This is a genomic window from Streptosporangium fragile, from assembly GCF_039534445.1.
Classification (GTDB): Bacteria; Actinomycetota; Actinomycetes; order Streptosporangiales; family Streptosporangiaceae; genus Streptosporangium; species Streptosporangium fragile.
The window spans coordinates 77949-101993 of record NZ_BAAAVI010000022.1 but is presented as its reverse complement, the minus strand read 5'-3'; the positions used below and the strand labels follow the sequence as shown (position 1 = coordinate 101993).

Below are 24045 nucleotides of genomic sequence, written 5' to 3'. Positions count from 1 at the left end.
CGGTGTCGGACGCGCCCGGGTCCGGCGCGGTGTCGGACGCGCCCGGGTCCGGCGCGGTGTCGGACGCGCCCGGGTCCGGCGCGATGTCCACGCCCGACATGCGGGTCTGCGCGGTGAACGGTACCCACGCCGCGTGCGCCAGTTCACCCGGCGGGCGCTCGCGGAGGCCGTACGCCGTCTTGGCGTGGACCACGATCGAGCGGCCCTCGGGGGTCTCGTCGGCGAGGCTGGACAGCTGCGCCGCCTCGGCGAGCTCCGCCTCGGTGACGCCCGCCACCGGGACGAACTCCGAGGCCTGCCGGTTGCCCAGGGTGATGGTGCCGGTCTTGTCCAGCAGCAGGGTGCTGACGTCACCCGCCGCCTCGACCGCGCGGCCGCTCATCGCCAGCACGTTGCGCTGGACCAGGCGGTCCATGCCGGCGATACCGATCGCCGACAGCAGCGCGCCGATCGTGGTGGGGACAAGGCAGACGATCAGGGAGACCAGGACGACGCCGGTGACGCCGTCGGCATCCAGGGCGACGGAGTCGGGGATGCCGGGGTTGGTGGCCTTGGCGTAGATCGCCATCGGCTGCATGGTCACGGTCGCGACCAGGAAGACGATCGTCAGCGCGGCCAGCAGGATGTTCAGCGCGATCTCGTTGGGGGTCTTCTGCCGGTTCGCGCCCTCGACCAGGGCGATCATCCGGTCGACGAAACTCTCCCCGGGCCGCTGGGTGATCCGCACGATGATCCGGTCCGACAGCACCCTGGTACCGCCGGTCACCGCGGACCGGTCGCCACCGGACTCGCGGATCACCGGGGCGGATTCGCCGGTGATGGCCGACTCGTCCACGCTGGCGATGCCCTCGACCACGTCACCGTCGCCGGGGATGATCTCCCCGGCGGCGACGACGACGAGGTCTCCCGGCCGGAGTTCGGCGGCGCCGACGACCTCCCACCGGGTGGGATCACCGGGACCGGTGAGCCGGTGGGCCGTGGTGTCGCGCTTGGCGGCGCGCAGCGTGGCGGCCTGGGCCTTGCCGCGGCCCTCGGCGACGGCCTCGGCCAGGTTCGCGAAGATCACGGTCAGCCAGAGCCAGAGCACGATGGCCCCGGCGAAGAACGACGGATCGAGGACGGCGAGCACGGTGGTGAACACCGCGCCGATCTCCACCAGGAACATCACCGGGTTGCGCCACATGTGCGCCGGATTCAGCTTGCGCAGCGCCTCCGGCAACGATCCGACCATCTGCCCGGGATCGAGCAGCCCGCCACCTGATTTCCCGTTCCTCTCCCGGGGGACGGGGCCCCGGCCCGGTGCGTGAAGTGTCTGGGGGGACATGTCTAACGGATTCCTTCCGCGAGGGGCCCCAGCGCCAGGGCGGGGAGGAAGGTCAGCGCGACGAGGACCACCGCCACGCCGGCGACCATGCCGACGAACTGCGGCCGGTGTGTGGGCAGCGTGCCCGCCGAGGCGGGCACCGGCGCCTGCCGGGCCAGCGAGCCGGCCAGGGCCAGCACCAGGACGATCGGCAGAAACCGGCCGAAGGCCATGCACAGGCCGAGCGTGGTGTTGTGGAACGGGGTGTTCACACCGGCCCCGGCGAACGCCGAGCCGTTGTTGTTCGACGCCGAGGTGTAGGCGTACAGGATCTCGGAGAAGCCGTGCGGCCCGGAGTTCAGCATGGCCGACCGGCCGGTCTCGGTGGCCATGGCGACGGCCGTGCCCACGAGCACGAGGACCGGGGTGACGAGGAAGTACAGCGAGGCCAGCTTGATCTCCCGGGCACCGATCTTCTTGCCCAGGTACTCCGGGGTGCGGCCGACCATCAGCCCGGCCACGAACACGGTGATCACCGCGAGGACGAGCATGCCGTACAGGCCGGCGCCCGCACCGCCGGGCGCCACCTCGCCGAGCAGCATGTTGAAGATCAGCATGCCGCCGCCCAGCGCGGTGTAGGAGTCGTGGAAGGAGTTCACCGAGCCGGTGCTGGTGAGCGTGGTGGCGGAGGCGAACATCGCGGAGTTGGACACGCCGAAGCGGGTCTCGCGGCCCTCCATCGAGGCGCCGATCGCCTGCGGGACGGTGCCGCCGGCGCTGAGCTCGGCCCAGTTGGTCAGCGCCACGCTGAGGACGAAGACGCCCGCCATCACCGCGACGATCGCGAACCCCTGCCGGTTGTCGCCCACCATGCGGCCGAAGGCGCGGGGCAGGGAGAAGGCGACGACCAGCAGCAGGAAGATCTCGAACCAGTTGGTCCACGCGGCCGGGTTCTCGAACGGGTGGGCCGAGTTGACGTTGAAGACGCCGCCGCCGTTGGTCCCCAGGTCCTTGATGGCCTCCTGGGACGCCGCGGCCGCCGGGGTGAAGGTCTGCTCACCGCCGGTCAGCGTGGTCCACGCCGAGTGGCCGGCGAACGTCTGGATCACGCCCCCGGCGACCAGCACCAGGGCCGCGACGAACGCGATCGGCAGCAGGATACGGACCGTGCCGCGGACGAGATCGACCCAGAAGTTGCCCAGCGTGCCGCTCTGCCCGCGGGCGAGACCACGTACCAGGGCGATCGCCACCGCCATGCCGGTCGCCGCGGAGACGAAGTTCTGCACGGCCAGGCCGCCGGTCTGCACCAGGTGGCCCATCGTGGACTCGCCCGAGTACGCCTGCCAGTTGGTGTTGGTGACGAAGCTGACCGCGGTGTTCCAGGCCGGCGCCGGCTCGACCGGTTCCATGCCCAGGCTCAACGGCAGGTGGTTCTGCAGGCGCTGCAGGCCGTACAGCGTCAGGACCGAGGCCGCGGAGAAGGCGAGCACGCTGCGCGCGTAGGTGCCCCACCGTTGCTCGCCGTCGGCGTCGACCCCGATCAGCCGGTAGGCGATCCGCTCCACGGCCAGGTGCCGGGTACCGGTGTAGGCCCGGTACATGTAGTCGCCCAGCGGCCGGTAGCAGGCGGCCACGGCCAGGACGAGGGACGCGATGAATACGATCCCGGCCGCCGTGGAGGTCATCGGAAACGCTCCGGGAACAGCAGGGCGGCGACCATGAGGATCACCAGGCCGGCGGCCACCGCCAGGCCGGCGGCGTTGACGGCGCTCACAGCCGCTCCACCGCCTTCACGGCGAGTCCTGAGAGCGCGAACACTGCGATCGTCAGGGCGACGAAGACGACGTCGGCCATCCCTGCTCCTCCGGGTTCCGGGTATGGGATGAACCGCCCGAACCGGCGGCTCAATGGCCAGGAAACACCCGGAATTGCGACATATTTCGGTTCTTGACGGGTTTCCTACGCCCGGCAGACGAACGTTGACGCCTTTCCTACGCGGGGAGCGGGGAGCGGGGAGCCGCGGCGCCCCGTGTGAACGTCCGGGGCGGGGCGCGGCCCGGCGGCCGTCCCCGAGCTCGCGCCCTCCGCGCGAACCCCGGGACGCCGGGCTCGGCGCGTCTCCGCCGGGCCCGGCGCGGGGACTACTCGATCACCAGGTTGACCGGGATGTTCCCGCGGGTGGCGTTGGAGTAGGGGCAGATCTGGTGGGCCGCCTCCACGATGGCGGTGCCGCTCTCGCCGTGCAGCTCGTCCGGCAGCTCGACGCGCAGCGTCACCTCCAGGCCGAAGGCGCCGTCCTTCGAGGCCAGGCCCACCTCCGCGGTCACCGAGGCGTCCGAGACGTCGGCCTTGGCACGCTTGCCGGCCAGCTGGAGCGCGCTGGCGAAGCAGGCGGCGTAGCCGGCCGCGAAGAGCTGCTCGGGGTTGGTGCCCTCACCGGAGCCGCCGAGCTCCTTCGGCGGGGCGAGCGTCACGTCGAGGCGGTTGTCGGAGGTGACGGCCCGCCCCTCGCGACCGGACGCGGTGGCGATGGCCGTGTAGATCGTGCTCATGGCTCTCCCATTTCGATTGCAAGCAACTGAATTGTGCACAACTTAGTTGTGTAAGGTCAAGAGCGTATACTCCCGGGCATGGAGATGACGCTGGATCGGCTGGTCTGCTTCGACGTGCACGCCGCGTCGCGGGCCCTGGACGCCGTCTACCGCAGGGTGCTGGCCGAGCTGGGCCTGACCTACCCGCAGTATCTGGTGATGACGGTCCTGTGGGAGCGCGCGCCGGTGACGGTCAAGGAGCTCGGCGCCGCGCTCAGGCTCGACTCGGGCACCCTGTCGCCGCTGCTGAAGAGGCTGGAGGCGGCCGGCCTGGTGCGCCGCGAGCGCAGCGCCGCCGACGAGCGCTCGGTGCTGGTGTACCTGACGCCCGAAGGGCTCACGATGCGGCAGCGGGCGTGCGACGTCCCCGCCCGGATCTTCACGGCGGCCGGTCTCGGCGTCGAGGAGGCCCTCGACCTGCAGCGCGTCCTGCGCCGCGTCATCGCCTCCCTCGACGAGGCCTCCTGATGGTCACGGCGGACGACGTGCGCCGCGTCGCCGTGACGCTGCCCCGAACCGAGGAGCGGATCGTCAGGGACCGGGTGACGTTCCGCGTCGGCAGGATCGTCTACGTCGCGATCTCGCCGGACGAGACCTCGATGGGTTTCGCCTTCCCGAAGGAGGAGCGGGCCGCTCTGGTCGCGTCCGAGCCGGAGAGGTTCCATCTGCCCCGCCCCTCAGACGAGCGTTACAACTGGGTGCGGGTGTGGCTCGGCGCGATCGGCGCGGACGAGATGCGCGAGCTCATGGAGGACGCCTGGCGGATGGTCGTGCCCGGGAGGGTCGCCGCGGCCCACTTCGGTGAGGCGCCGATCAGGAGGTCCCGCTGAGATAGACCTCCCGGGCCAGCCTCGTCATCTGCGCGGTGGAGCGCTGCCAGCTCGTCCCGGCGGGGTACGCGGTCAGCAGGACCATGATCCGGCGCTCCCCGGGGCCGACGAGCCCGGTGGTGTGCAGCACCGGACGTCCCAGGTCGGGCACCGGCCCCGCCCCGGCCGACACGGGCGCGGCGCCTGCGGCGGTGGGGGACGTGGTCCGGCCGCCGGCCGCGGCGGCCTCGGAGCCGTCCGGCCGCGCGGCTCCCACGGCTCCCGCGGCCGCCGCGGCTTTCCCGGCTCCCGTGGCGGGGGCCGCGCCGGGGGAGGAGGCCGCCGTCCCCCGGGGATCGGGCGCCGCCGCGGCCGGGGAGGCCGCCGGACGGCAGCGGACCGGAGGTGTGGAGCCGTAGCCGGACCAGCCCTGCTTGACCGCCCACGGCCCGCGCACCGCGCGGGGGATGCCGAAGTACTGGTCGAAGCCGTCGGAGCCGCACTGCCCGGCCTTGCGCAGGTGACCCAGGACGAGGGTGGCGACCCGGGGCTCGGCGCGGTCGAGCAGGTAGCGGTAGGTCTTGACGACGTCCAGCGCGCTGAGCGAGGTGTAGCCCCAGAAGCCCGGCTTGTCGGCGGGTGGGGGAGCGGTGTCGGTCAGCTGCAGCCTGCGCGCCATCCGCTGGATGATCCTGCCCTGGCCGCCCCGGTTCCAGAAGGAGGTCGCCGCGTCGTCGTCGCTGACCCGCAGCATGACCTTGAGCAGCGCGAGGTCGCTCTCGGGGACGGCGCGGTGCGACTCCAGGTGGTCGATCGCGATGAGGATCTTCACCACGGACGCCGAGCGGAACCTCCGGCGCGCGTCGTGATGCGCGGTGACCTTCCCCGTCTGGCGGTCGAAGACCACGTACCCGGCGGTTACCCCGGCCGGGACGCGCGGCCCGGCCGGGGCGGCGGCGGAGGCCGGCGCGGGCACCGCCAGCAGGGAGAGGACCGTCCCGAGGACTGTCAGCAAACGCGTCACGAGACACATGGGTATCAGATCTCGGCGCTTCCGGCAGGGAGTCAGGCGGGTATCGGTGCCCCGGGCCGGCCGGCCGCCGCGGCGCCGGACCGGCGGCGGACCGGATCGGCGACGGATGGATCGACGACGGGCGGACCGGCCGTCCGGCCGGTCGCCGACCAGAATAACCAACTAAACATGTAGAAATTTTGGGTTTTAACGTATCGTCGGTCCATGTCGGCTGTTCCTCTCCACCTCGCCGTCGCGCTCGACGGCGCCGGATGGCATCCCGCGGCCTGGCGCGACCCCGCCGCCTCCCCGAAAGACCTGTTCACCGCCGCCTACTGGGCCGGCCTCGCGGCCGAGGCCGAGCGCGGCCTGCTCGACTTCGTCACCATCGAGGACTCCTTCGCCCTGCAGACCACGAGACTGGACGGCCACGACGGCCGCACCGACCAGGTCCGCGGGCGGTTCGACGCGGTCCTGACCGCCTCCAGGATCGCCCCGCTGACCAGCCGGATCGGGCTGGTGCCCACGGCCACGACGACCCACACCGAGCCCTTCCACGTCGCCGCCTCCATCGCCACCCTCGACTACGTCAGCACCGGCCGGGCCGGCTGGCGCCCCCAGGTCTCCGGCCGCCGCACCGAGGCCGGCCACTTCGGCCGCCGGGAGGTCCCCGAGCTCTCGCCCGAGGTCGCCGCCGCCCTCGACGACAACCCCCACGTCCAGGACCTGTTCGGCGAGGCAGGCGACGCCATCGAGGCCGTGCGCCGCCTCTGGGACAGCTGGGAGGACGACGCGATCATCCGCGACGTGGCCACCGGCCGCTTCGTCGACCGCGGCAAACTCCACTACATCGACTTCGAGGGGAAGCACTTCAGCGTCCGGGGCCCCTCCATCGTGCCCCGCCCGCCCCAGGGACAGCCGCCGGTCACCGCGCTGGCCCACTCCCGGGTGCCGTACGAGCTCGCCGCACGCGGCGCCGACATCGCGTACGTCACCCCGCACGACGACGACCAGGCCGAGGCCGTCGCGCGGCAGGTCCGCGAGATCGCGGCCGAGGCGCGCGCCCCCGAGGCCGGCCCGCTGAAGATCTTCGCCGACCTCGTCGTCTTCCTCGGCGAGACCGGCGAGGAGGCGCGCGGGCGGAAGGCGCGGCTCGACGAGATCGACGGGGCCGCCTACGCCCCGGACGCCGTGATCTTCACCGGCACCCCCGGCGAGCTCGCCGGGAAGCTGCTGCGCTGGCGCGGGCTCGGCCTGGAAGGCTTCCGGCTCCGCCCCGGCGTGCTCCCGGCCGACCTGGTCGCGATCACCCGGGGGCTGGTGCCGGAACTGCAGGCGCGCGACGCCTTCCGCCGCGAGTACACGGCGACCACGCTCCGGGGCCACCTCGGACTGTCCCGGCCCGCCAGCCGCTACGCAGGGAGCAGCCGATGAAGCAGGTCATCCTCGCCGCCCACTTCCCGGGCGTCAACAACCACACGGTCTGGAGCGATCCCGCCTCGGGCAGCCAGATCGACTTCTCCTCCTTCGTCCACCTGGCGCGGACCGCCGAGCGCGGCAGGTTCGACTTCTTCTTCCTCGCCGACGGGCAGCGCCTGCGCGAGCAGCGCGGGAAGATCCACGACCTGGACGTGGTCGGCCGCCCCGACTCCCTCACCGTCCTGTCCGGCCTCGCCGCCGTCACCGACCACCTCGGGCTGGCCGCGACGATCAACGCCACCTTCAACGAGCCGTACGAGATCGCCCGCAAGCTCGCCACCCTCGACCACCTGTCCGGTGGCCGGGCCGCGTGGAACGTCGTCACCTCCTCCGACGCGTTCACCGGGGAGAACTTCCGGCGCGGCGGCTTCCTGGACCACTCCCGGCGCTACGGGCGCGCCGAGGAGTTCGTGCGGACCGTCCGCGAGCTGTGGGACTCCTGGGCCGAGGACGACCTCGTCGCCGACCCCGCCACCGGCACCTTCGCCGCGCCGCGCGCCGGGGAGTTCGCCCACCGGGGCACCCACTTCGACATCGCCGGTCACTTCACCGTGCCGCGCAGCCCGCAGCGCCACCCGGTGACCATCCAGGCCGGCGACTCCGACCAGGGCCGGGCGTTCGCCGCGGGCACCGCAGACGCCATCTTCTCCCGGCACAGCCGGCTCCGGGAGGGGCAGGCCTTCTACCGCGACATCACGTCCAGGCTCGTCGCGAACGGCCGCTCGCCCGGCTCGCTGAAGATCCTGCCCGGGGCCACGTTCGCGCTCGGCGACACCGACGCCGAGGCCCAGGAGCGCGCCGACCACATCCGCCGCCAGCAGGTCAGCCCGCAGACCGCGATCCTGCTGCTGGAACAGGTCTGGAACCGTGACCTGTCGGCGTACGACCCCGACGGCCCGCTGCCGGAGATCGATCCGGACGTCTCCGAGGACTCGATCGCCAAGGGCCGCACCCGGCTGACCAGGGATCCGTCGGCGACGGCGGCCGAGTGGCGGGCCCTGGCCGAGGCCAAGCGGCTCAGCATCCGCGAGCTCGCCATCGAGGTGACCGGCAGGCAGTCCTTCATCGGCTCGCCCTCGCGGGTCGCGGCGGAGATCAACGAGTTCGTGCAGAGCGACGCCGCGGACGGCTTCATCCTGGTGCCGCACCTCACCCCCACCGGCCTGGACGAGTTCGTGGACAAGGTCGTCCCGCTGCTGCAGGAGCGCGGCGTCCTGCGCGCCGAGTACGAGACGACCACGCTCCGCGGCCACCTGGGCCTGGAGAGCCCCCGATGAGGTTCCTGGCCATCACCCTGATCGTCCACGGTCCCCATCCGATCACCGGCGAGCTGAAGCCGACCGGCGCCCGGCTGCGCGAGGTCGTCGAGAACGCGATCCTGGCCGAGGAGATCGGCTTCGACGGGTTCGGCGTCGGCGAGCGGCACGAGCGCCCGTTCATCTCCTCCTCCCCGCCGGTCGTGCTGAGCCACATCGCCGCGCGAACCTCCACGATCAGGCTGTTCACCGCGGTCACCACGCTGAGCCTGCTCGACCCGGTCCGGGCCTTCGAGGACTACTCCACCCTCGACCACCTCTCCGGCGGCCGGCTGGAGCTGATCATCGGCAAGGGGAACGGCGCCGCCCAGGCGCAGCTCTTCCACGTCACCGCCGAGGACCAGTGGGATCGCAACCGGGAGGGCTACGAGCTGTTCCGCCGCCTGTGGCGGGAGGACAGGGTCACCTGGTCCGGCCGGTTCCGGCCGCCCCTCACCGACGCCGAGGTCCTGCCGCGCCCGCTGCGGGGGCCGGTCCGGATCTGGCACGGCAGCGCCACGAGCAAGGAGTCGGTGGACCTCGCCGCGCGGTACGGGGACCCGCTCTTCTCCGCCAACGTCACCAACCCGGTCGAGCCGTACGCCGAGCTCGTCCGCCACTACCGTGAGCGCTGGGAGCACTACGGCCACGACCCCGCCGGCGCCCTGGTCGGCGCGGGCAGCGCCGGGTTCTACGCGGCGAAGAACTCCCAGGACGCGGTCGAGACCTACCGCCCGATCTTCGACGCCCGGCTGGCGCTGTTCGAGAAGGCGGGGGTGAAGCCGGTCTTCCCCACCCTGGAGGACGCGATCGAGCGCGGCTCGATCCTGGTCGGCAGCCCGCAGCAGATCATCGACAAGGTCCACCGGTACCACGAGCGGCTCGGGCACGAGGTCATGCACGTGCAGGCCGACGCGGACGGTCTGACCGACGGGCAGCACCGGGCCTCCCTGGAACTCCTCCAGAGCGACATCGCCCCCGTGCTGCGCCGGGAGATCCCCAGCAGGCCGTTCCCCCGGTACGAGAACCCGGACGAGAACCCGGCGCGGGACCCGCGCCGTGCGGGTTCGCACCGTGAGGGGGCGCGCGGTGACGGCCCGCGCCCCGAGGACCCACGTGCCGAGGGCACGCGGCATGAAAGGCAGTCATGACCACCCCCCTGTCGATCCTCGACCTGTCTCCCATCCCCTCCGGCGGCACCGCGGGCGACGCGCTGCGCAACACCCTGGACCTGGCCAGGCGGGCCGAGGAGTTCGGCTACCACCGCTACTGGCTGGCCGAGCACCACCTGGCGCCCGGCGTCGCCGGCGCGGCGCCCGCCGTGCTCATCGCCCTGGTGGCCGCCGCGACCAGCACGATCAGGGTCGGTTCGGGCGCCGTGCAGGTCGGCCACCAGACCGCGCTGTCCGTGGTCGAGCAGTTCGGCCTCATCGACGCGCTGTACCCGGGCCGCATCGACCTCGGCCTCGGCCGGTCCGGCCAGCGCAGGGCCGAGCTCGCGGAGTCGGCCAGGAAGGCCCCGCCGCCGCCCAGGCCCGCCCGGATCGTCGACGGGCTGCTCATCCCGGAGGAGTTCTCCTTCGCCTCGATCGCCTCCTCGCCGCTCTTCGCGCTGTACGGCGCGCTGCTGCAGCAGCCCGGCGCGGAGAGCCCCGACTTCGCCGACCAGGTCGACGACATCGCGGCGCTGCTCGCCGGCACCTACCGGTCACCGGAGGGGCTGGCCGCGCACGCGACACCGGGGGAGGGCGCGGACGTGGAGCTGTGGATCCTGGGCAGCAGCGGCGGGCAGAGCGCCCAGGTGGCGGGGGAGCGCGGGCTGCCGTTCGCGGCGAACTACCACGTGAGCCCGTCCAACGTGCTGGAGGCGGCGGAGGCCTACCGGGCGGCGTTCAAGCCCTCCGGCGCCCTGGCCGAGCCCCGCCTGATCGTCTCCGCCGACGTGGTCGTGGCCGAGGACGACGAGACCGCCCGTCGGCGCGCCTCCCCGTACGGGCTCTGGGTGCGCAGCATCCGCTCCGGGGCCGGCGCGATGCCGTTCCCGACGCCGGAGGAGGCCGCCGCCCACGAGTGGACCGAGGAGGACCGCGCCCTGGTCGCCGACCGGCTGGTCACCCAGTTCGTCGGCTCCCCGCGGACCGTCGCGGAGAGGCTGCGCGTCCTGCGCGACGTCACCGGCGCCGACGAACTGCTCGTCACCACCATCACCCACGACCACGCCGACCGCGTCCGCTCCTACGAACTGCTCGCGGCCGAGTGGGCGGAGTCCGCCGCGCGGCCCTGACCGGGATCCCGCCGCCCGGCGGAGCGGTCCGCGGCGGCGTCCAGGACGGCGCGTACGGCGGCGCGCACCGCCGGTGTCCGGGCCGCCTCGCGGTGGTGGGTCACCTGGATCGTCCTGGGCCGCAGGCCGGGCACGTCGCGGACCGCGACGCGGGGGTCGCGGAAGGCGTCGAGCGCGAGCCGGGGCAGCAGGCCGACGCCGAGCCCGTGGGCGATCAGCGACTGGACGACCACGTAGTCGTCGCTGCCGTGCCGGACGTCCGGCGCGAACCCCGCGGTCCCGCAGACCTCCTCCAGGTACGCGGTGCACCGCGCGCAGCCGGCGATCCACCTCTCGGCGGCCAGGCTCCGCAGGTCCACGTCGCCGGCCCGCGCCCCGGCGTGCCCACGGGGCAGGACCAGGCGCACCGGGTCCGTCCCGACCGGGACGCTCACCAGCCCGGAGGGTTCGGCGGGGCGCTGCCCGGCGTGGGCGAAGGTGACGGCGAGGTCCGCCTCGCCGGCCACGACCAGTTCCAGCGCCTCGGGCGGCTCGGCCTGCAGCAGCCGCACGTCCAGCGCCGGGTGACGCGTCGCCAGCAGGCTCATCGCCGCGGGGACGAGGGTGGCGCCGGCCGAGGGGAAGGTGGCCAGCCTGACGGTGCCCCCTTCCAGTTGGGCCAGCGCGCTCATCTCGTCGGCGGCGGCCTGCAGGCGCGCCGCGACGGCGTCGGCGTGCCGCAGCAGCGCCTGACCGGCCTCGGTCAGGCGTACCCCCCGGGGACGCCGCAGCACGAGCGGCAGCCCGGCCTGCCGCTCCAGGAGGCGCAGGTGCTGGCTGACGGCCGGCTGGGTCCAGCCCAGCGCGCGGGCGGCACCCGCGATCGACCCGGTGCGCGCGATCTGGCGGAAGACGAGCAGGCGGTGCGAGTCCACGCCCCCAGTATTCCGCGAGCCATAAGCGTTTCTTGGGTCCGGGCGAAGAAGTTCACGTCTACCTATGGGCGGGGGCGTGCGTGAGGCTGGTGCCCATGACACGAACCATAGGTCTCATCGGCGGGATGAGCTGGGAGTCCTCCGCCGAGTACTACCGTCTGCTGAACGAGGAGACCCGTCGCCGCCTCGGCGGTCACCACTGCGCCCGGAGCCTCCTGCTGACCGTCGACTTCGCCGAGATCGAGGCCATGCAACGGGCCGGTGACTGGACCGGGGCCGGCCGGGCGCTCGCGGAGGCGGCCCGCACCCTGGAGCGGGCCGGCGCCGACATGGTGCTGCTGTGCACCAACACCATGCACCGGGTGGCCGACGTCGTCGAGGCGGAGATCGGCGTGCCGTTCGTCCACATCATCGACGCCACGGCGGACCGGATCGTCGCCGCCGGGATCACCACCGTGGGGCTGCTGGCCACCCGCTACACCATGGAGATGGACTTCTACCGGGAACGCATGCGCGCCCGCGGCGTGGAGGTGATCGTCCCCGGGGCCGACGACCGGACGCTGGTCCACGACATCATCTACCGGGAACTCACCCTGAACCGGATCGAGGACGTCTCACGCAGGACCTACCGGCGGATCATCTCCGACCTGGCCGACCGGGGCGCCCAGGCGGTGATCCTCGGCTGCACCGAGATCACGCTGCTCGTCGGCCCCGGTGACAGCCCGGTCCCCGTCTTCGACTCCACGAGGATCCACGTCGAGCACGCGGTGGACCTGGCCCTGTCGCCCGCCTCGGCCGCCCGGCCGGTGCCGGGCGGCCCCGCGTCGTGACCCGCCCGGCGGCGGGTCAGGCGCGCTTGGCGATGGCGGTGATGAAGGGCTGGACGAGCCGCGCGGCCAGGGGACCGAACGCGGCGAGGATGAGCACGTAGGCGGCGGCCAGCGGGCCCAGGTCCGGGTGGGCGCCGGCGGCGACCGCGAGCCCGGCGATCACGATGTTGAACTCGCCGCGGGGGATGAGCGCGATTCCCGCCCGCGCCTGCCCGGCCTTGGCGATGCCCGCCCTGCGGGCGGCGTAGGCACCGGTGAGCAGTTTGGTGATCATGCTGACCAGGGCGAGCAGCGCGGCCAGCCCGGCCACCGGAACGATCTTGGCGGGGTCGGTCTGCAGACCGAAGAAGACGAAGAACACCGCGGCGAACAGGTCGCGGATCGGGGTGAGCAGCGCCTGGGCGTCCTCGGCCAGCTCGCCGGAGAGCGCGATGCCGACCAGGAAGGCGCCGACCGCGGCCGAGACCTGCAGCTGCTGGGCCACCCCGGCGACCAGCAGCGCAAGCCCGACGACCTTCAGCAGCAGCACCTCGGAGTTGGGGCTGGAGACGAAGGCCTCGATGAACCTGCCGTAGCGGAGCGCGACCAGCAGCACGACGCTGACCGTGGCCAGCGCGATCGCCACGGTGACCGCGCCACCGGCGAAGCTCACCCCGGCCAGCACCGCCGTCAGGATCGGCAGGTAGACCGCCATGGTCAGGTCCTCGAAGACCAGCAGCGACAGCACCACCGGGGTCTCGCGGTTGCCGATCCACCCCAGGTCGGACAGGACCTTGGCGGTGATGCCGGAGGAGGTCGCGTAGGTGACCCCGGCCATGGCGACGGCCGCGACCGGACCCCAGCCCAGCAGCAGCGCCGCGACGGCGCCCGGCGCCGCGTTGAGCACCAGGTCGACGACGCCCGCGCGGGCGTTGCCCTTCAGGCTCGTCACGAGTTCGTCGGCGTTGTACTCCAGGCCGAGGGTGAGCAGCAGCAGGATGACGCCCAGCTCGGCGCCGACCGAGATGAACTCCTCGCTGGTGGCCAGGGGAAGGATGCCGCCGGTGCCGAACGCCAGCCCGGCGATGAGATAGAGGGGGATGGGGGAGATGCCGACCCGGAGGGCGAGCGCGCCCAGGATGCCGAGGCCGAGAAGGACCGCGCCGAACTCCAGGAACAGAATTGCCGTGTGGTGCACCCGCGGCCCTACCCGTGGGCCAGGATGTCGGTGACCGCCGAGGTGCTCTCCGGGCTGCCCACCACGACCACCACGTCACCGGCGTTGAGCACGAAGTCGGGGGCGGGGCTGGCGAACACCTGCCCGTCGCGGACCACCGCGACGATGGAGGCCCCGGTGCGGGTGCGGACCCGCGCGTCGCCCATCGGCCGCCCGGCGTAGGGCGTGCCGGGCGCGATCGGCAGCTGCAGGCTGACCAGGCCCTCGACCTCCCGGTGCAGGTCGTTCAGGCGCTGGACGATGCGCGGGGCGCCGAGGAGCTCGGCGAGCGCGTCGGCCTCCTCGTCGTTCAGCTTGACGGTCTCGCACGCGCGGTCGGGATCGTCCGGGTCGTAGATCACCAGGTCGCGCCGGCCCGTGCGGTGTGAGACGACCCCTATCCGCCTGCCCGACCGGGTGGTGAACTCGTGCCTGAGCCCTATCCCCGGCAGTGCCGTCTGCTCGACCTCCACGGTGCCGATCCTCCATGCCCGCATACTTGTGCTTTCTCCCAAGAACCTACCAATCAATCGCTTCCGCGGGCCCGCCACCGATGATCGGCATCGCTGGTCAGCCCCGTGGGGCGTCCGACCGACGCGGGACGGGCCCGGTCCCCGCCCGTGGGCGGGGCCCTTCACACTCCCGCTCCCGCCGTCGACGCCGGGGTGCCGCCCCGGGCCGTGGGCGTCGCCGCCGGGGTGATCGGAATCACCCCGCATCACCCCGCATCACCCCGCCGGGGAGCCCCGGCTGCGCCGTGCCCGGCCGTGGCGGCTTGCGCACGGCGCCGCGAGGGGGGAGTCTCGGCCCATGCCTCACAACCGTGACGACCGTCCGTACGACATCGTGCTGTTCGGGGCCACCGGCTTCACCGGCGGGCTGACCGCGGAGTATCTCGCGCGCGCCGCCGGCCCGGACCTGCGCTGGGCCCTGGCCAGCCGCAACCGCGCCAAGCTGGAGGCGGTCAGGGACCGGATCGGCCTGCCCGGCCTGCCGCTGCTCCACGCCGACGCCGCCGACCCCGCCTCCCTGGCCGGAATCGCCCGGCAGGCCAGGGTCGTCGCGACCACCGTGGGTCCCTTCGTCTCCCACGGCGAGCCGCTCGTGGCCGCCTGCGCCGACGCCGGCACGCACTACGCCGACATCACCGGCGAGCCGGAGTTCGTCGACCGCATGTTCGTCAAGTACCACGACCGGGCGAGGCGGACCGGGGCCAAGCTCGTGCACTCCTGCGGGTTCGACTCCGTCCCGCACGACCTGGGGGCCTACTTCACCGTCAAGCACCTGCCCGAGGGGGTGCCCCTGGAGGTGAGCGGGTTCGTCCGGGGGTCCGGTGCCCCTTCCGGCGGCACCGTGCACTCCGCCGTCCTGGCCGTCTCGCGGTTCCGCCAGACGGCCGAGGCCGCGCGGGTCCGGCGTGGCATCGAGGGGCGGCCCAAGGGCAGGAGGGTGCGCGGGGTGCCCGGGTCGGTCCGCTACGTCGGCGGCTGGGCCCTGCCGCTGCCCACGCTCGACCCCCAGGTCGTCGCCCGCTCGGCCCGTGCCCTGGAGCGCTACGGCCCCGACTTCACCTACCGCCACCATGTGGCGGTCAGGCATCTGCCGACGGCGCTGGGGCTGGCCGCCGGCGCGGGCGCGCTCGCCGTGCTCGCCCGGATCCCCCCGGCCCGCTCCCTGCTGCTGCGCCGCTTCGCGCCGGGTGAGGGGCCCGGCGTCGAACAGCGGGCCAGGAGCTGGTTCAAGGTCACCTTCCTCGGCGTGGGCGGCGGGGAACGTGTCGTCACCGAGGTCGCCGGGGGCGACCCGGGCTACGGGGAGACGGCCACGATGCTCGGCGAGTCGGCGCTCAGCCTGGCCCTCGACGACCTGCCCGACGTCTCGGGCCAGGTCACCACGGCCGTGGCGATGGGCGACGCGCTCATCGAGCGCCTCCGGCGCGCGGGCATCACCTTCACCGTGCTGAGCGGCTCCCGGGCGTAGGCTCCCGGGCGTAGGCGCCCGCGCCGGTCGTCCACGCGCCGGTGACGCGCGGACGACCGGCCGGTGGACGGTCCGGCGGCCCGGCGTGCGGGCGGGCGGCCGGGACGGTCCGGCGGGCGGGGCGATCGGCCCTCGGGTCAGCGGCGGGTGCCGGTCCGGCGGGCGGTACGACGGGAGGCCCGGCGGGCGGCGGTCACGTCGGCGAGGGCCACGGTCAGCGCGGCCAGCACGAAGGCGATCGTGACCAGGAGCGCGTGGCGGAAGGCGGCCGCGTGGTCGCCGTGCGAGGAGGCGACCCCGGCGAAGAACACCGCGCCGATCACCGCGATGCCGAGGGCGGCGCCCATCCGCTGCCCCGTCTGAAGCACGCCGCCGGCGCTGCCCGCCCTGGCCACCGGGACCTCCGACAGGGTCAGCGTCTGGTTCGGGGAGATCACCAGGCCGCTGCCCAGGCCCGCGAGGAGCAGCGGCACCGCGGTCGCCCAGGCCACGTGCTCCCCGGGGACCAGTCGCACGGCGAGCACCGTGACGGCCAGCGCGACCGCCACCAGCAGCAGCCCCGCCACCACCAGCGGGCGGCCGAGCCGGGTGACGATCCGGCCGCCCAGCATGGAGGTCACGGCCGATCCCGCCGCGAACGGGGTGGTCGCCAGACCCGCCTCCAGGGGCGAGTAGCCCAGACCGTTCTGCAGGTACAGGGTGAGGACGAAGAAGATCGCGGTGAAGCCCGCGAAGTAGAGCGCGGCGAGCAGGGCACCGAGGGCGTACGAGCGCCTGCGGAACAGCGACAGGTCGACGACCGGTTCGCGCCGCCGGCCGTACCGGCGCTCCCAGCCGGCGAAGACGGCGATCACGGCGAGTCCGGCGGGCACGAGCAGCCACCGGCCCGGCCCCTGCCATTCCTGCCCCTCGACGAGCGGCAGCAGCACCAGCACGACGCCCGCGGCGAGCAGCAGCACGCCCACCGGGTCCATGCTCGCCCGCGACCGCCCCCGCGGCGCCCGTCCCCCGATATAGCGGTACGCCAGAACGACGGCGAGGATCCCGATGGGCACGTTCACGTAGAAGACGAGGCGCCAGCCGTCGTGCCCGCCGCCCAGGTGGATGAGCAGCCCGCCGAGCAACGGGCCGATCGCGGTCGAGACGCCGATGGTGGCGCCCAGCATCCCGAACGCCCGGCCCCGTTCCGCGCCCCGGAACAACTGCTGGATCAGGCCACTGACCTGAGGGTTGATCACCCCGCCCGCCACGCCCTGGACGAGCCGCGCGACGACCAGCCAGGTGGAGTTCGCGGCGATCCCGGCGGCCGCGCTGGCCAGGGTGAACAGGGCGACGCCGAAGACGAACGCGTTGCGCCGTCCGTGCATGTCGCCGAACCGGCCGGCGGGCACCAGCACCAGCCCGAAGGTGAGCGCGTACCCGGACACCACCCATTGCAGGTCGCTCTGCGGGGCGTCCAGCCCGGCGCGGATCGAGGGCAGCGCCACGTTGACGATGCTCACGTCCAGCAGCGTCATGAAGCCGGCCACCAGGCAGACGGTCAGCGCCTTCCACCGGCGCGGATCGGCTTCCTGCTGCTCCCGCGGCGACACGGGCGACCGACTGGGGATCATGATGACCGCCTTGCTCTTCATCCCTGACGCACTTTTCAGTGCTTTAGCAGCGCATACCTACCCTTTTCCGACATTGCATTCATGGTGGTGTTCTCATGGCGAACGGCAGGCAGGCGGGCGGGTACGGGCCCGGTCGTGCTCCACGTCCGGCCGTGCGCGGTGTCCGGCCCCGGGTCCGCGTGGTCGGGAAGCGGCCGGGAAGACGCCCGGCTCCCGGGTTCGCGCGGCCCCGCAGGTGGCGGGTCTTGTACTCGCCTGCCGTCCGGGCGGGCCTCCGGTGCGCCTCGGTGCGGACGGCCGTCCGGTTCGGACTCGCAACGGAAGGCGAGCGATCCCTATAATGGGTAACCGAATCTCGTTCAGTAGGGCGATCTCGCCGCCTCCCACCGCACCGCGGCGGTAACGTGTCCGAAACTTCTCCTTTTCGGTCCCTGGCGGTGATGGAAAGCCGCCATCTTTTTCTCCCATGCCGACGCCGGGACACGATCGCCCCGCAGAAGCGGTCGCGCGGCTCTGGCGAGGCTTGGAACGAGAGGTAGTGCACCCCCTTGATGCCTGACGCGTGGACCGCGCCCACCCCCGACGCGCTGTCGTCCATGTCCGCAGAACCGCTGCTCACCAGGGAGTACGACGCCGACCCGGCCCTCGTCTACGAACGCCTGCGTAGCAGGTACGGGCCGGTCGCGCCGGTGGACCTCCTCGGGGTGCCGGTCTGGCTGGTTCTCGGATACAGCGAGGTGCTGCAGGTCCTGCAGGACAAGAGCGGTGCCTGGACCAAACACCTGGACAACTGGCGGGCGAAGACGGAGGGCCGAATCCCTCCGGACTGGCCGGTGCTTCCCGCCTTCGAGGTGGACAGCTCGGTGTTCCGGGACGGGGAGGCGCTGCGGCGGCTGCGCAACGCGTGGACGGCGGCGCTCGCCCCGTTCCAGGAGCGCACGCACCCGCAGGCCCAGATGCTGGAGAACGCCGTCAGGAAATACGCCGACGATCTCATCAGCGTGATGGCGGAAGGCGGCTCCGGCGCCGGCTGGGCGGATCTCTCCGCGCAGTACGCGCGGCCGCTCCCGCTGATGGTCGCCAACCGTCTCCTCGGCTTCGAGTCCGCGCGGGGCGACGACGTGCTGATGGACGCCTGGCGGATGCTGGACGCCGGCCCCGACGCGGCCGCCGCGTCGGACCGGCTGTTCGCCGCCATGACCGACCTGGCGATGGCCAAGATGAGCAACCCCGGAGACGACATCCCGTCCTACATGCTGGCGGCCGTCTCCGACCTCACTCTGGACGAGCTGACCCGCGAGATCCTGATGGTGCCGGGACTCGTCGCCGACTTCACCGGGACCCTGATCTGCAACACCATCGTCGAGGTGATCACCAATCCCGACGTGCGGGCGAGCCTGTCCCAGGGGATCATCGAGGAGACGGTGAACCGCGTCGCGCTGATCAACCCGCCGATGGCCAACCTCACCTTCCGCTTCCCGACGGTCGACGTGCGGATGGGACGCTTCACCATCGCCGCCGGCGATCCGGTCATGGTCTCCGTCGCCGCCGCCCACGGTGATCCGCTGTTCGGCGGCGCGATGAACCGCAACGCCCTCCGGAGCACCCGCGCCCACCTGGCATGGGGTGCGGGACCGCACCACTGTCTGGGCCAGCGGCTGGCCACCCGCATCACCGCCATCGCCGTGAGCCGGCTGTTCGAGCGGCTGGGCAGGATGCGGCTCGCCCTCCCGGTCGACCAGCTGCCGTGGCGGCCGTCTCCCCTCATGCGTTCACTGCGGTCGCTGCCGGTCCAGTACGAGGTCGTCCAGGCCTACACACCGCCCGCCGACACGCAGGCCAGGCCCGCGGCGGAACCCGAACCGAGCGCGCCCCCGGCACCCACCGCCGCGGGGGAGGCCCCGATCTCCGCGCTCTGGCGTTTCCTGCGGGGACTGCGCCGCGGTTAGGGGGCGCGCCGGACCCGTCGCCGGCCCGGCGACGGCCCGGGCATCGCGACGGTACGGGGCCGGAGGCGGCGTCCGGGCTGCGGGCGGCGTGAGGGCGCCCGGGGTGCCCTCACGCGCTACGCGGTCTCGATTCGCCACAACCGGATCGTGCCGTCTCCGCCGCCGCTGGCGAGGGTTTCGCCGTCCGGGCTGAACGCCACCGAGTAGACGGCGTCGGTGTGCTCGGTGAGGGTGGCGGTGGTCGTCCTGCGGGCGATGTCCCACAGCCGTACCGTTCCGTCCTCGCCGGCGCTGGCGAGGGTGTGCCCGTCCGGGCTGAACGCCACCGACCGGACGGCTCCTTCGGTGTGCTCGGCGAGGGTGGCGGTGGTCGTCCTGCGGGCGATGTCCCACAGCCGTACCGTTCCGTCCTCGCCGGCGCTGGCGAGGGTGTGCCCGTCCGGGCTGAACGTCACCGAATGCACGGGGCCGGTGTGCTCGGTGAGGGTGGCGGTGGTCGTTCTGCGGGTGATGTCCCACAGCCGTACTGTTCCGTCCTCGCCGCCGCTGGCGAGGACGTGCCCGTCCGGGCTGAACGCCAGTGTCCGGAGCGCGTGATCCCAGAGCGCGTCTTCCCAGAGCGCGTGTTTCCCGGTCCCGTGGTCGACGAGGAACGCGGTGGTCTTCTCGCCGGCCACATCCCACAGCCGTATCGCCATCTCGCCCTTGGTGTTGCGGGCGTCCGACGCTTCGTTCTCGGCCTTGAAGCTGACGCTGGCCAGGATGCGCCCGTCCGGGCTGAACGCCACCGACGAGGGGGGTACGAAAGGGTCGACGAGAGCGGCGGCATCCTCCCAGTGCTCCGTCTCCCACAGCCGCACTGTGTCGTCCAGGGCCGAGCTGGCCAGGATTCGCCCGTCCGGGCTGAAGGCCAGCGAGAAGATCTCGGCGTTGAGGTGGGTGAGGATCTTGACGGTGTATCCGTAGGACACGTCCCATACGCGTAGTGTCTTGTCCAAGCTGCCGCTGGCCAGAGTCTTCCCGTTCGGGCTGAACGCCAGCGAGAAGATGGCGCCGGAGTGGCCGGTGAGGGCGACGGAGTCGGGAAGGAAGGCGATCGTGGTCGGCACGGCGATCGCGGCCAGGGCGCCGAGGCCGCCCAGGATCAGGATACGGCGGGGCACCGAACGCAGCAGGGCCGCAGACCGCGAGGCCGCGGCGGCGAGGAGCCCGGCCTTCAGGCCGGCGGCCGCGTTCCCGCCCGGCGTGGGACGCCGAGCGGGTGACAGCTGGTCGATGATGTCGCGCAGGGCTCGGGCGGCCTCGCCGGCGGTGAGGCGCTGGGCGGGGTCCTCGCGCATCAGCCCGGTCAGCACCGGGGCCAGCGGACCGGCGGGCATGGCGAGGCCGCGCCCGAGCATGTCCCTCAACTCCGCCAGGTCGGACGCGGTGTACCGGGGGGTGGCCCTCGACCGCGGTGTACAGGGTGGCCCCCAGCGACCACAGGTCGGTCGCGGCGGTGGCCGGCCGCCCGCGGGCCTGCTCAGGAGCCATGAACGCCGTACCGGCCGGCGCCTCCGGGACGTCCCGGGTGGCGTCCCCGACCAGGCCGGCGATCGCGAAATCGGTGATCACCACCCGCTCGCCGGCCAGCAGCACGTTGGCCGGTCTGAGGTCGCGGTGCACGATCCCGGCCTCGTGCGCCCGCGCCAGGGCCTCCAGCGCCTGCAGGCCGATCCGCGCGACCCGGGCCGTGTCCAGCCGTCCTTCCCGCCCGATCACCCGGGCCAGGGAGGGGCCGTCGACGAGCTCCATCACGATGGCCGGGGCCCGTCCGGTGGTGATCACCGTAAAGACGGTGACGATCCCGGGGTGGTTCAGCCAGGCCGTCGCCTGAACCTCCCGGGCTATCCGGTCTCCCAGTTCCTTGCCCCGGGCGGGGTCCAGGTGGTCCGGGAACACGATCTCCTTGACCGCGATGGCACGTTCCATCACCGCGTCGTGGCCCCGCCACACCCGGCCCAGGCTGCCCGTGCCGATCAGCTCGACAAGCCGGTACCGCCCATCGAGGACGTCTTTGCCCGCCTCTTCCATAGCTCCGCACGATACCGACAAGATCACGAAAAAGCGCTATATCTATTCTTTTGATGCTGATTTCCGCTGCTGGACGCCGGCGGTCGGCGGGGCGACAGCCGGTGGGGCGCCTGCTCCTCATTCCAGGTGATTTCCGGCATTCCCCGTCCCGTCGTCCGCGGTCGCCGGCCCTGTGTCACAGCCCGGAGCCGCCCGCCGGATCGCCACCTGCCACCCGCGGCCGCCGGCCCCGGGCCCTGGAGGTGACGGACCGAAGACCCGGGGCATCGGCGCCGAGGACCCCGGACATTAGCATTGCGTTGAAGATCGATCCGGGGAGGCTGTCATGGCGACCGAGGCCGAGCTGCGGCACCTGCGCCGCTGTGTGGAGCTGGCGACCGAGGCCCTGGAGGAGGGCGACGAGCCGTTCGGCTCCGTGCTCGTCGCCGCGGACGGGACCGTCCTCGCCGAGGACCACAACCGCGTCGCCTCCGGCGACCGGACCCGCCACCCCGAGTTCGAGCTGGCGCGCTGGGCCGCGGCGAACATGACCCCCGAGGAGCGGGCGGCGGCGACCGTCTACACCTCGGGCGAGCACTGCCCGATGTGCGCCGCCGCGCACGGCTGGGTCGGCCTGGGCCGCATCGTGTATGTGAGCTCCTCCGAGCAGCTGGCGGCCTGGCTGGCCGAGCTGGGCGTCCCCGCGCCCCCCGTGCGGACCCTGCCGATCCGGGAGGTCGTCCCCGGCGCCGTGGTGGAGGGGCCGTTCCCCGAGCTCGCGGAGCAGGTACGCGACCTGCACCGCCGCTTCCACGGCTCCCCCTGAGATCCCACAGCCCGTCCTGGGAGGAGCCCGCCCCGGGAACGGCTCCTCGCGAGGCGACGACGCGGGGCCTGTCCGCCGGAGGCGGCCGGGGCTCCGGCGGGCAGAGGCTCCTCGGGCGCCGGCAGGCGGAACCCTCAGAACTCCAGCCGGTAGAAGACCGACATCCTCCGCATCACCGGCAGGAGCCTGGCCACCCCGACCAGCGCCCGGTAGCCCAGCCCCAGCTTCTCGTAGCCCTCGATGGAGAAGGCGCTCAGGGCCGTCACGCACCGCAGCCCGGGCGCGATCGCCTCAAGCTCCGCGCCGTCGTCGACCCCCCAGTGGAGCGTCGCGCCCGCGACCTGGACGACCTTGTTGATCCTCTGCATCCGGATGCCGCGCCGGCTGAAGGCGTCGAAGACGAACTGCCCGGCGGGGAAGCGGTCCACGATCCGCCGGACGAGCGCCCGGCCCTCGTCCTCCCGGAGGTACATGGTCAGGCCCTCGGCGACCACCAGCACCGGCCGATCGGCGGGCACCCGCGTCAGCCAGGCGGGATCCGTCACGGACGAGGCGATCGTCTCGTAGCCGTCGCGCGGCGGGTACAGCCGCCGCCGGAGTTCGATCACGTCGGGATAGTCCACGTCGAACCAGCGCACACCCGGACCCGGATCGACGCGGTAGACCCTGCTGTCCAGGCCGCAGCCCAGGTGCAGCACGGTCGCCTCCGGGTGGGTGGCGAGGAACTCCCGGGTCCACGCGTCCAGGTGCCCGGCCCGGAGCGCGACGGTGATCCGATCGCTCCGGTGCAGCCCGGTCGCGCCGAAATCCGCGTCGATCTTCCGGACGGCGTCCAGCGCCATCGTGTCGTTGAGCAGCGGGTGGGACGACTCCGCGTCCAGCGCCCTGCCGTACAGCGTGGCCAGCATCGTGGCCTGCGCGCCGGTGAGATGCACCTTTGCCATGAACGCCACGCTACGCCCGAGCGGTGGCGGGGCGACATTCCCGATCAACGGCGGCCCTGGCTTTGTGGCTGCCACCCGCACGGGGACGGCACCGAACGTCTCACCCGCACACCTGCCGGGCGGGTCGCGCCTCAGCTCTCGCGCAGCAGGTTCGCGACGGTCCAGTCGGCCAGCGCGCGGGCGCAGTCCGCCACGGACTCGCGCCAGCTCCTGGCGGCACCCTCGCCCGCGTCGTCGCTGACGTGTTTGACCAGGCGGACGGGAACCCCCGCCTGCCGCGCGACGGAGGCCAGGGCGTACCCCTCCATGTCGACGAGATCCGCACGGGCGGCGAGCCGGTCCCGCGCGGCCTCCTCCGAGACGAAGACGTCACCGGTGGCGAGGACGGGGCCGCCGGTGGTCAGGGTCAACGGCGCTCCGTAAGTCTCGCCCGTGAGGCCGCGCAGCATCTCCGTGTCCAGGTCGTGCTGGAGCACGGTGCCCACCTCGTGGGTGCCCGACCAGCCCGGTCGCAGCGCCCCCGCCGTGCCGAGGTTGACGACGGAGGAGGGCAGGGGGCCCCGGCCGAGGACGGTCGCCAGCGAGGACGCCGCGTTGACCTTGCCCATGCCCGTCAGCAGCACCGGCAGGCTTCCGTCCAGGAACTGCGCTTCCTGCCTGACGGCGAGGACGAGCAGGGGCCGGTCGGGGGTGACTGTTCCGCTTAGCTCCATGGACGCAAACCTTAGATCCATCCGCGTAGGGGTCGTGCGGCCGCCCCACGCGGGGAATCCAGGCCGGTGTCACCAGCCGGCGGTGACCCGGACGTCGTCGAAGGAGGCGGTGGCGTTGTAGGTGGCCAGTGCGATCTTTCCGCCGGTGTGGCTGCCGTCGACGGCGGTCAGTTCCTGGACGCCGTCGACCGCGAACGCGAGGGCGTCGCCGTTGAGGGTGGCGGTGAAGGTGTACGTGGTTCCGGCGTTCAGCGTG

22 protein-coding genes and 1 pseudogene are annotated in these 24045 nt (G+C 72.9%); 10 read left to right on the top strand and 13 right to left on the bottom strand.

Annotated features, from left to right (window positions below; genetic code table 11):
• The 4 genes from ABD841_RS16980 to ABD841_RS16965 form a co-directional block, all read right to left on the bottom strand.
• A partial coding sequence (locus ABD841_RS16980; RefSeq protein ID WP_486389206.1) for a P-type ATPase actuator domain-containing protein occupies positions 1 to 1231 on the bottom strand: 1231 nt, incomplete at its 3' end.
• Positions 1232 to 1326: 95 nt separating this feature from the next.
• Positions 1327 to 2988, bottom strand: coding sequence for a potassium-transporting ATPase subunit KdpA (gene kdpA / locus ABD841_RS16975; protein WP_344972479.1), 1662 nt, complete (start codon positions 2986 to 2988; stop codon positions 1327 to 1329).
• Positions 2985 to 3077: a potassium-transporting ATPase subunit F gene (locus ABD841_RS16970; RefSeq protein ID WP_344972477.1), complete on the bottom strand. Its 93-nt coding sequence runs from the start codon at positions 3075 to 3077 to the stop codon at positions 2985 to 2987. Before ABD841_RS16970 ends, kdpA begins: the two co-directional genes overlap by 4 nt.
• A 367-nt stretch (positions 3078 to 3444) precedes the next feature.
• Positions 3445 to 3855 (bottom strand): organic hydroperoxide resistance protein, encoded by a 411-nt coding sequence (locus tag ABD841_RS16965; protein ID WP_344972475.1) that lies wholly within the window; start codon positions 3853 to 3855, stop codon positions 3445 to 3447.
• Between the two features lie 78 nt (positions 3856 to 3933).
• Between ABD841_RS16965 and ABD841_RS16960 the strand changes: the two genes are divergently transcribed.
• Together ABD841_RS16960 and ABD841_RS16955 are read left to right on the top strand one after the other, a co-directional pair.
• Positions 3934 to 4362, top strand: a complete 429-nt coding sequence (locus ABD841_RS16960) for a MarR family winged helix-turn-helix transcriptional regulator (RefSeq protein ID WP_344972473.1) — start codon at positions 3934 to 3936, stop codon at positions 4360 to 4362.
• Entirely contained in the window at positions 4362 to 4724 is a 363-nt protein-coding gene (locus ABD841_RS16955) for an MmcQ/YjbR family DNA-binding protein (RefSeq protein WP_344972471.1), read from the top strand. Before ABD841_RS16960 ends, ABD841_RS16955 begins: the two co-directional genes overlap by 1 nt.
• Here the strand turns inward: ABD841_RS16955 and ABD841_RS16950 are convergent.
• Positions 4708 to 5727: a D-alanyl-D-alanine carboxypeptidase family protein gene (locus ABD841_RS16950; RefSeq protein ID WP_344972469.1), complete on the bottom strand. Its 1020-nt coding sequence runs from the start codon at positions 5725 to 5727 to the stop codon at positions 4708 to 4710. The two genes, ABD841_RS16955 and ABD841_RS16950, sit on opposite strands and share 17 nt — an antisense overlap.
• Positions 5728 to 5940: 213 nt before the next feature.
• Here ABD841_RS16950 and ABD841_RS16945 point away from each other — a divergent pair, with 213 nt between their 5' ends.
• The 4 genes from ABD841_RS16945 to ABD841_RS16930 are packed head-to-tail and all read left to right on the top strand — an operon-like array spanning position 5941 to position 10773.
• Positions 5941 to 7149 (top strand): LLM class flavin-dependent oxidoreductase, encoded by a 1209-nt coding sequence (locus tag ABD841_RS16945; RefSeq protein ID WP_344972467.1) that lies wholly within the window; start codon positions 5941 to 5943, stop codon positions 7147 to 7149.
• Entirely contained in the window at positions 7146 to 8471 is a 1326-nt protein-coding gene (locus ABD841_RS16940) for an NtaA/DmoA family FMN-dependent monooxygenase (RefSeq protein ID WP_344972465.1), read from the top strand. Before ABD841_RS16945 ends, ABD841_RS16940 begins: the two co-directional genes overlap by 4 nt.
• Positions 8468 to 9640, top strand: a complete 1173-nt coding sequence (locus ABD841_RS16935) for an LLM class flavin-dependent oxidoreductase (RefSeq protein WP_344972463.1) — start codon at positions 8468 to 8470, stop codon at positions 9638 to 9640. The genes ABD841_RS16940 and ABD841_RS16935 overlap by 4 nt, the downstream gene beginning before the upstream one ends.
• On the top strand, positions 9637 to 10773 hold the full coding sequence (locus ABD841_RS16930; protein WP_344972461.1) for an MsnO8 family LLM class oxidoreductase: 1137 nt from the start codon (positions 9637 to 9639) through the stop codon (positions 10771 to 10773). Before ABD841_RS16935 ends, ABD841_RS16930 begins: the two co-directional genes overlap by 4 nt.
• Here the strand turns inward: ABD841_RS16930 and ABD841_RS16925 are convergent.
• The gene (locus tag ABD841_RS16925; protein WP_344972459.1) at positions 10725 to 11687 is read right to left on the bottom strand and encodes a LysR family transcriptional regulator; all 963 of its coding nucleotides are present in this window, start codon (positions 11685 to 11687) and stop codon (positions 10725 to 10727) included. The two genes, ABD841_RS16930 and ABD841_RS16925, sit on opposite strands and share 49 nt — an antisense overlap.
• A 95-nt stretch (positions 11688 to 11782) precedes the next feature.
• Here ABD841_RS16925 and ABD841_RS16920 point away from each other — a divergent pair, with 95 nt between their 5' ends.
• Complete coding sequence (locus ABD841_RS16920; RefSeq protein WP_344972457.1) at positions 11783 to 12517, top strand: aspartate/glutamate racemase family protein; 735 nt, start codon at positions 11783 to 11785, stop codon at positions 12515 to 12517.
• 16 nt (positions 12518 to 12533) lie between these two features.
• Here the strand turns inward: ABD841_RS16920 and ABD841_RS16915 are convergent, their stop codons facing one another.
• Together ABD841_RS16915 and ABD841_RS16910 are read right to left on the bottom strand one after the other, a co-directional pair.
• A complete protein-coding gene (locus ABD841_RS16915; RefSeq protein ID WP_344972455.1) occupies positions 12534 to 13694 on the bottom strand; it encodes a cation:proton antiporter in 1161 nt (386 codons plus the stop codon).
• Between the two features lie 8 nt (positions 13695 to 13702).
• Positions 13703 to 14185, bottom strand: coding sequence for a cation:proton antiporter regulatory subunit (locus tag ABD841_RS16910; protein WP_344972542.1), 483 nt, complete (start codon positions 14183 to 14185; stop codon positions 13703 to 13705).
• 337 nt (positions 14186 to 14522) lie between these two features.
• Here ABD841_RS16910 and ABD841_RS16905 point away from each other — a divergent pair, with 337 nt between their 5' ends.
• Entirely contained in the window at positions 14523 to 15692 is a 1170-nt protein-coding gene (locus tag ABD841_RS16905; protein WP_344972454.1) for a saccharopine dehydrogenase family protein, read from the top strand.
• A 137-nt stretch (positions 15693 to 15829) separates the two neighbouring features.
• Here the strand turns inward: ABD841_RS16905 and ABD841_RS16900 are convergent, their stop codons facing one another.
• Complete coding sequence (locus tag ABD841_RS16900) at positions 15830 to 17305, bottom strand: MFS transporter (protein ID WP_344972452.1); 1476 nt, start codon at positions 17303 to 17305, stop codon at positions 15830 to 15832.
• Between the two features lie 551 nt (positions 17306 to 17856).
• On the opposite strand from ABD841_RS16900, the gene ABD841_RS16895 reads away from it, so the two are divergent.
• Complete coding sequence (locus ABD841_RS16895; protein ID WP_344972450.1) at positions 17857 to 19254, top strand: cytochrome P450 family protein; 1398 nt, start codon at positions 17857 to 17859, stop codon at positions 19252 to 19254.
• Between the two features lie 116 nt (positions 19255 to 19370).
• Here the strand turns inward: ABD841_RS16895 and ABD841_RS16890 are convergent, their stop codons facing one another.
• Complete coding sequence (locus tag ABD841_RS16890) at positions 19371 to 20654, bottom strand: WD40 repeat domain-containing protein (RefSeq protein WP_344972448.1); 1284 nt, start codon at positions 20652 to 20654, stop codon at positions 19371 to 19373.
• 43 nt (positions 20655 to 20697) lie between these two features.
• A pseudogene (locus tag ABD841_RS40850) lies at positions 20698 to 21327 on the bottom strand (serine/threonine-protein kinase); the annotation flags it as partial.
• 325 nt (positions 21328 to 21652) lie between these two features.
• On the opposite strand from ABD841_RS40850, the gene ABD841_RS16880 reads away from it, so the two are divergent.
• A complete protein-coding gene (locus ABD841_RS16880; protein WP_344972445.1) occupies positions 21653 to 22132 on the top strand; it encodes a nucleoside deaminase in 480 nt (159 codons plus the stop codon).
• 134 nt (positions 22133 to 22266) lie between these two features.
• On the opposite strand, the gene ABD841_RS16875 is transcribed toward ABD841_RS16880, so the two are convergent.
• Positions 22267 to 23076 carry a class I SAM-dependent methyltransferase gene (locus ABD841_RS16875; protein ID WP_344972444.1) on the bottom strand — a complete coding sequence of 270 codons (810 nt, stop codon included), beginning with the start codon at positions 23074 to 23076 and terminating at the stop codon, positions 22267 to 22269.
• 131 nt (positions 23077 to 23207) lie between these two features.
• Entirely contained in the window at positions 23208 to 23789 is a 582-nt protein-coding gene (locus tag ABD841_RS16870) for a nucleosidase (protein ID WP_344972442.1), read from the bottom strand.
• Between the last annotated feature and the right edge of the window lie 256 nt (positions 23790 to 24045).

Coding starts and splice junctions, on each gene's coding strand:
- ABD841_RS16895 (WP_344972450.1), top strand. CDS start 17,857: ATGCCTGACGCGTGGACCGCGCCCACCCCCGACGCGCTGTCGTCCATG.
- ABD841_RS16965 (WP_344972475.1), bottom strand. CDS start 3,855: ATGAGCACGATCTACACGGCCATCGCCACCGCGTCCGGTCGCGAGGGG.
- ABD841_RS16890 (WP_344972448.1), bottom strand. CDS start 20,654: ATGCTCGGGCGCGGCCTCGCCATGCCCGCCGGTCCGCTGGCCCCGGTG.
- ABD841_RS16905 (WP_344972454.1), top strand. CDS start 14,523: ATGCCTCACAACCGTGACGACCGTCCGTACGACATCGTGCTGTTCGGG.
- ABD841_RS16940 (WP_344972465.1), top strand. CDS start 7,146: ATGAAGCAGGTCATCCTCGCCGCCCACTTCCCGGGCGTCAACAACCAC.
- ABD841_RS16960 (WP_344972473.1), top strand. CDS start 3,934: ATGGAGATGACGCTGGATCGGCTGGTCTGCTTCGACGTGCACGCCGCG.
- ABD841_RS16870 (WP_344972442.1), bottom strand. CDS start 23,789: ATGGAGCTAAGCGGAACAGTCACCCCCGACCGGCCCCTGCTCGTCCTC.
- kdpA (WP_344972479.1), bottom strand. CDS start 2,988: ATGACCTCCACGGCGGCCGGGATCGTATTCATCGCGTCCCTCGTCCTG.
- ABD841_RS16935 (WP_344972463.1), top strand. CDS start 8,468: ATGAGGTTCCTGGCCATCACCCTGATCGTCCACGGTCCCCATCCGATC.
- ABD841_RS16900 (WP_344972452.1), bottom strand. CDS start 17,305: ATGATCCCCAGTCGGTCGCCCGTGTCGCCGCGGGAGCAGCAGGAAGCC.
- ABD841_RS16920 (WP_344972457.1), top strand. CDS start 11,783: ATGACACGAACCATAGGTCTCATCGGCGGGATGAGCTGGGAGTCCTCC.
- ABD841_RS16945 (WP_344972467.1), top strand. CDS start 5,941: ATGTCGGCTGTTCCTCTCCACCTCGCCGTCGCGCTCGACGGCGCCGGA.
- ABD841_RS16955 (WP_344972471.1), top strand. CDS start 4,362: ATGGTCACGGCGGACGACGTGCGCCGCGTCGCCGTGACGCTGCCCCGA.
- ABD841_RS16880 (WP_344972445.1), top strand. CDS start 21,653: ATGGCGACCGAGGCCGAGCTGCGGCACCTGCGCCGCTGTGTGGAGCTG.
- ABD841_RS16875 (WP_344972444.1), bottom strand. CDS start 23,076: ATGGCAAAGGTGCATCTCACCGGCGCGCAGGCCACGATGCTGGCCACG.
- ABD841_RS16930 (WP_344972461.1), top strand. CDS start 9,637: ATGACCACCCCCCTGTCGATCCTCGACCTGTCTCCCATCCCCTCCGGC.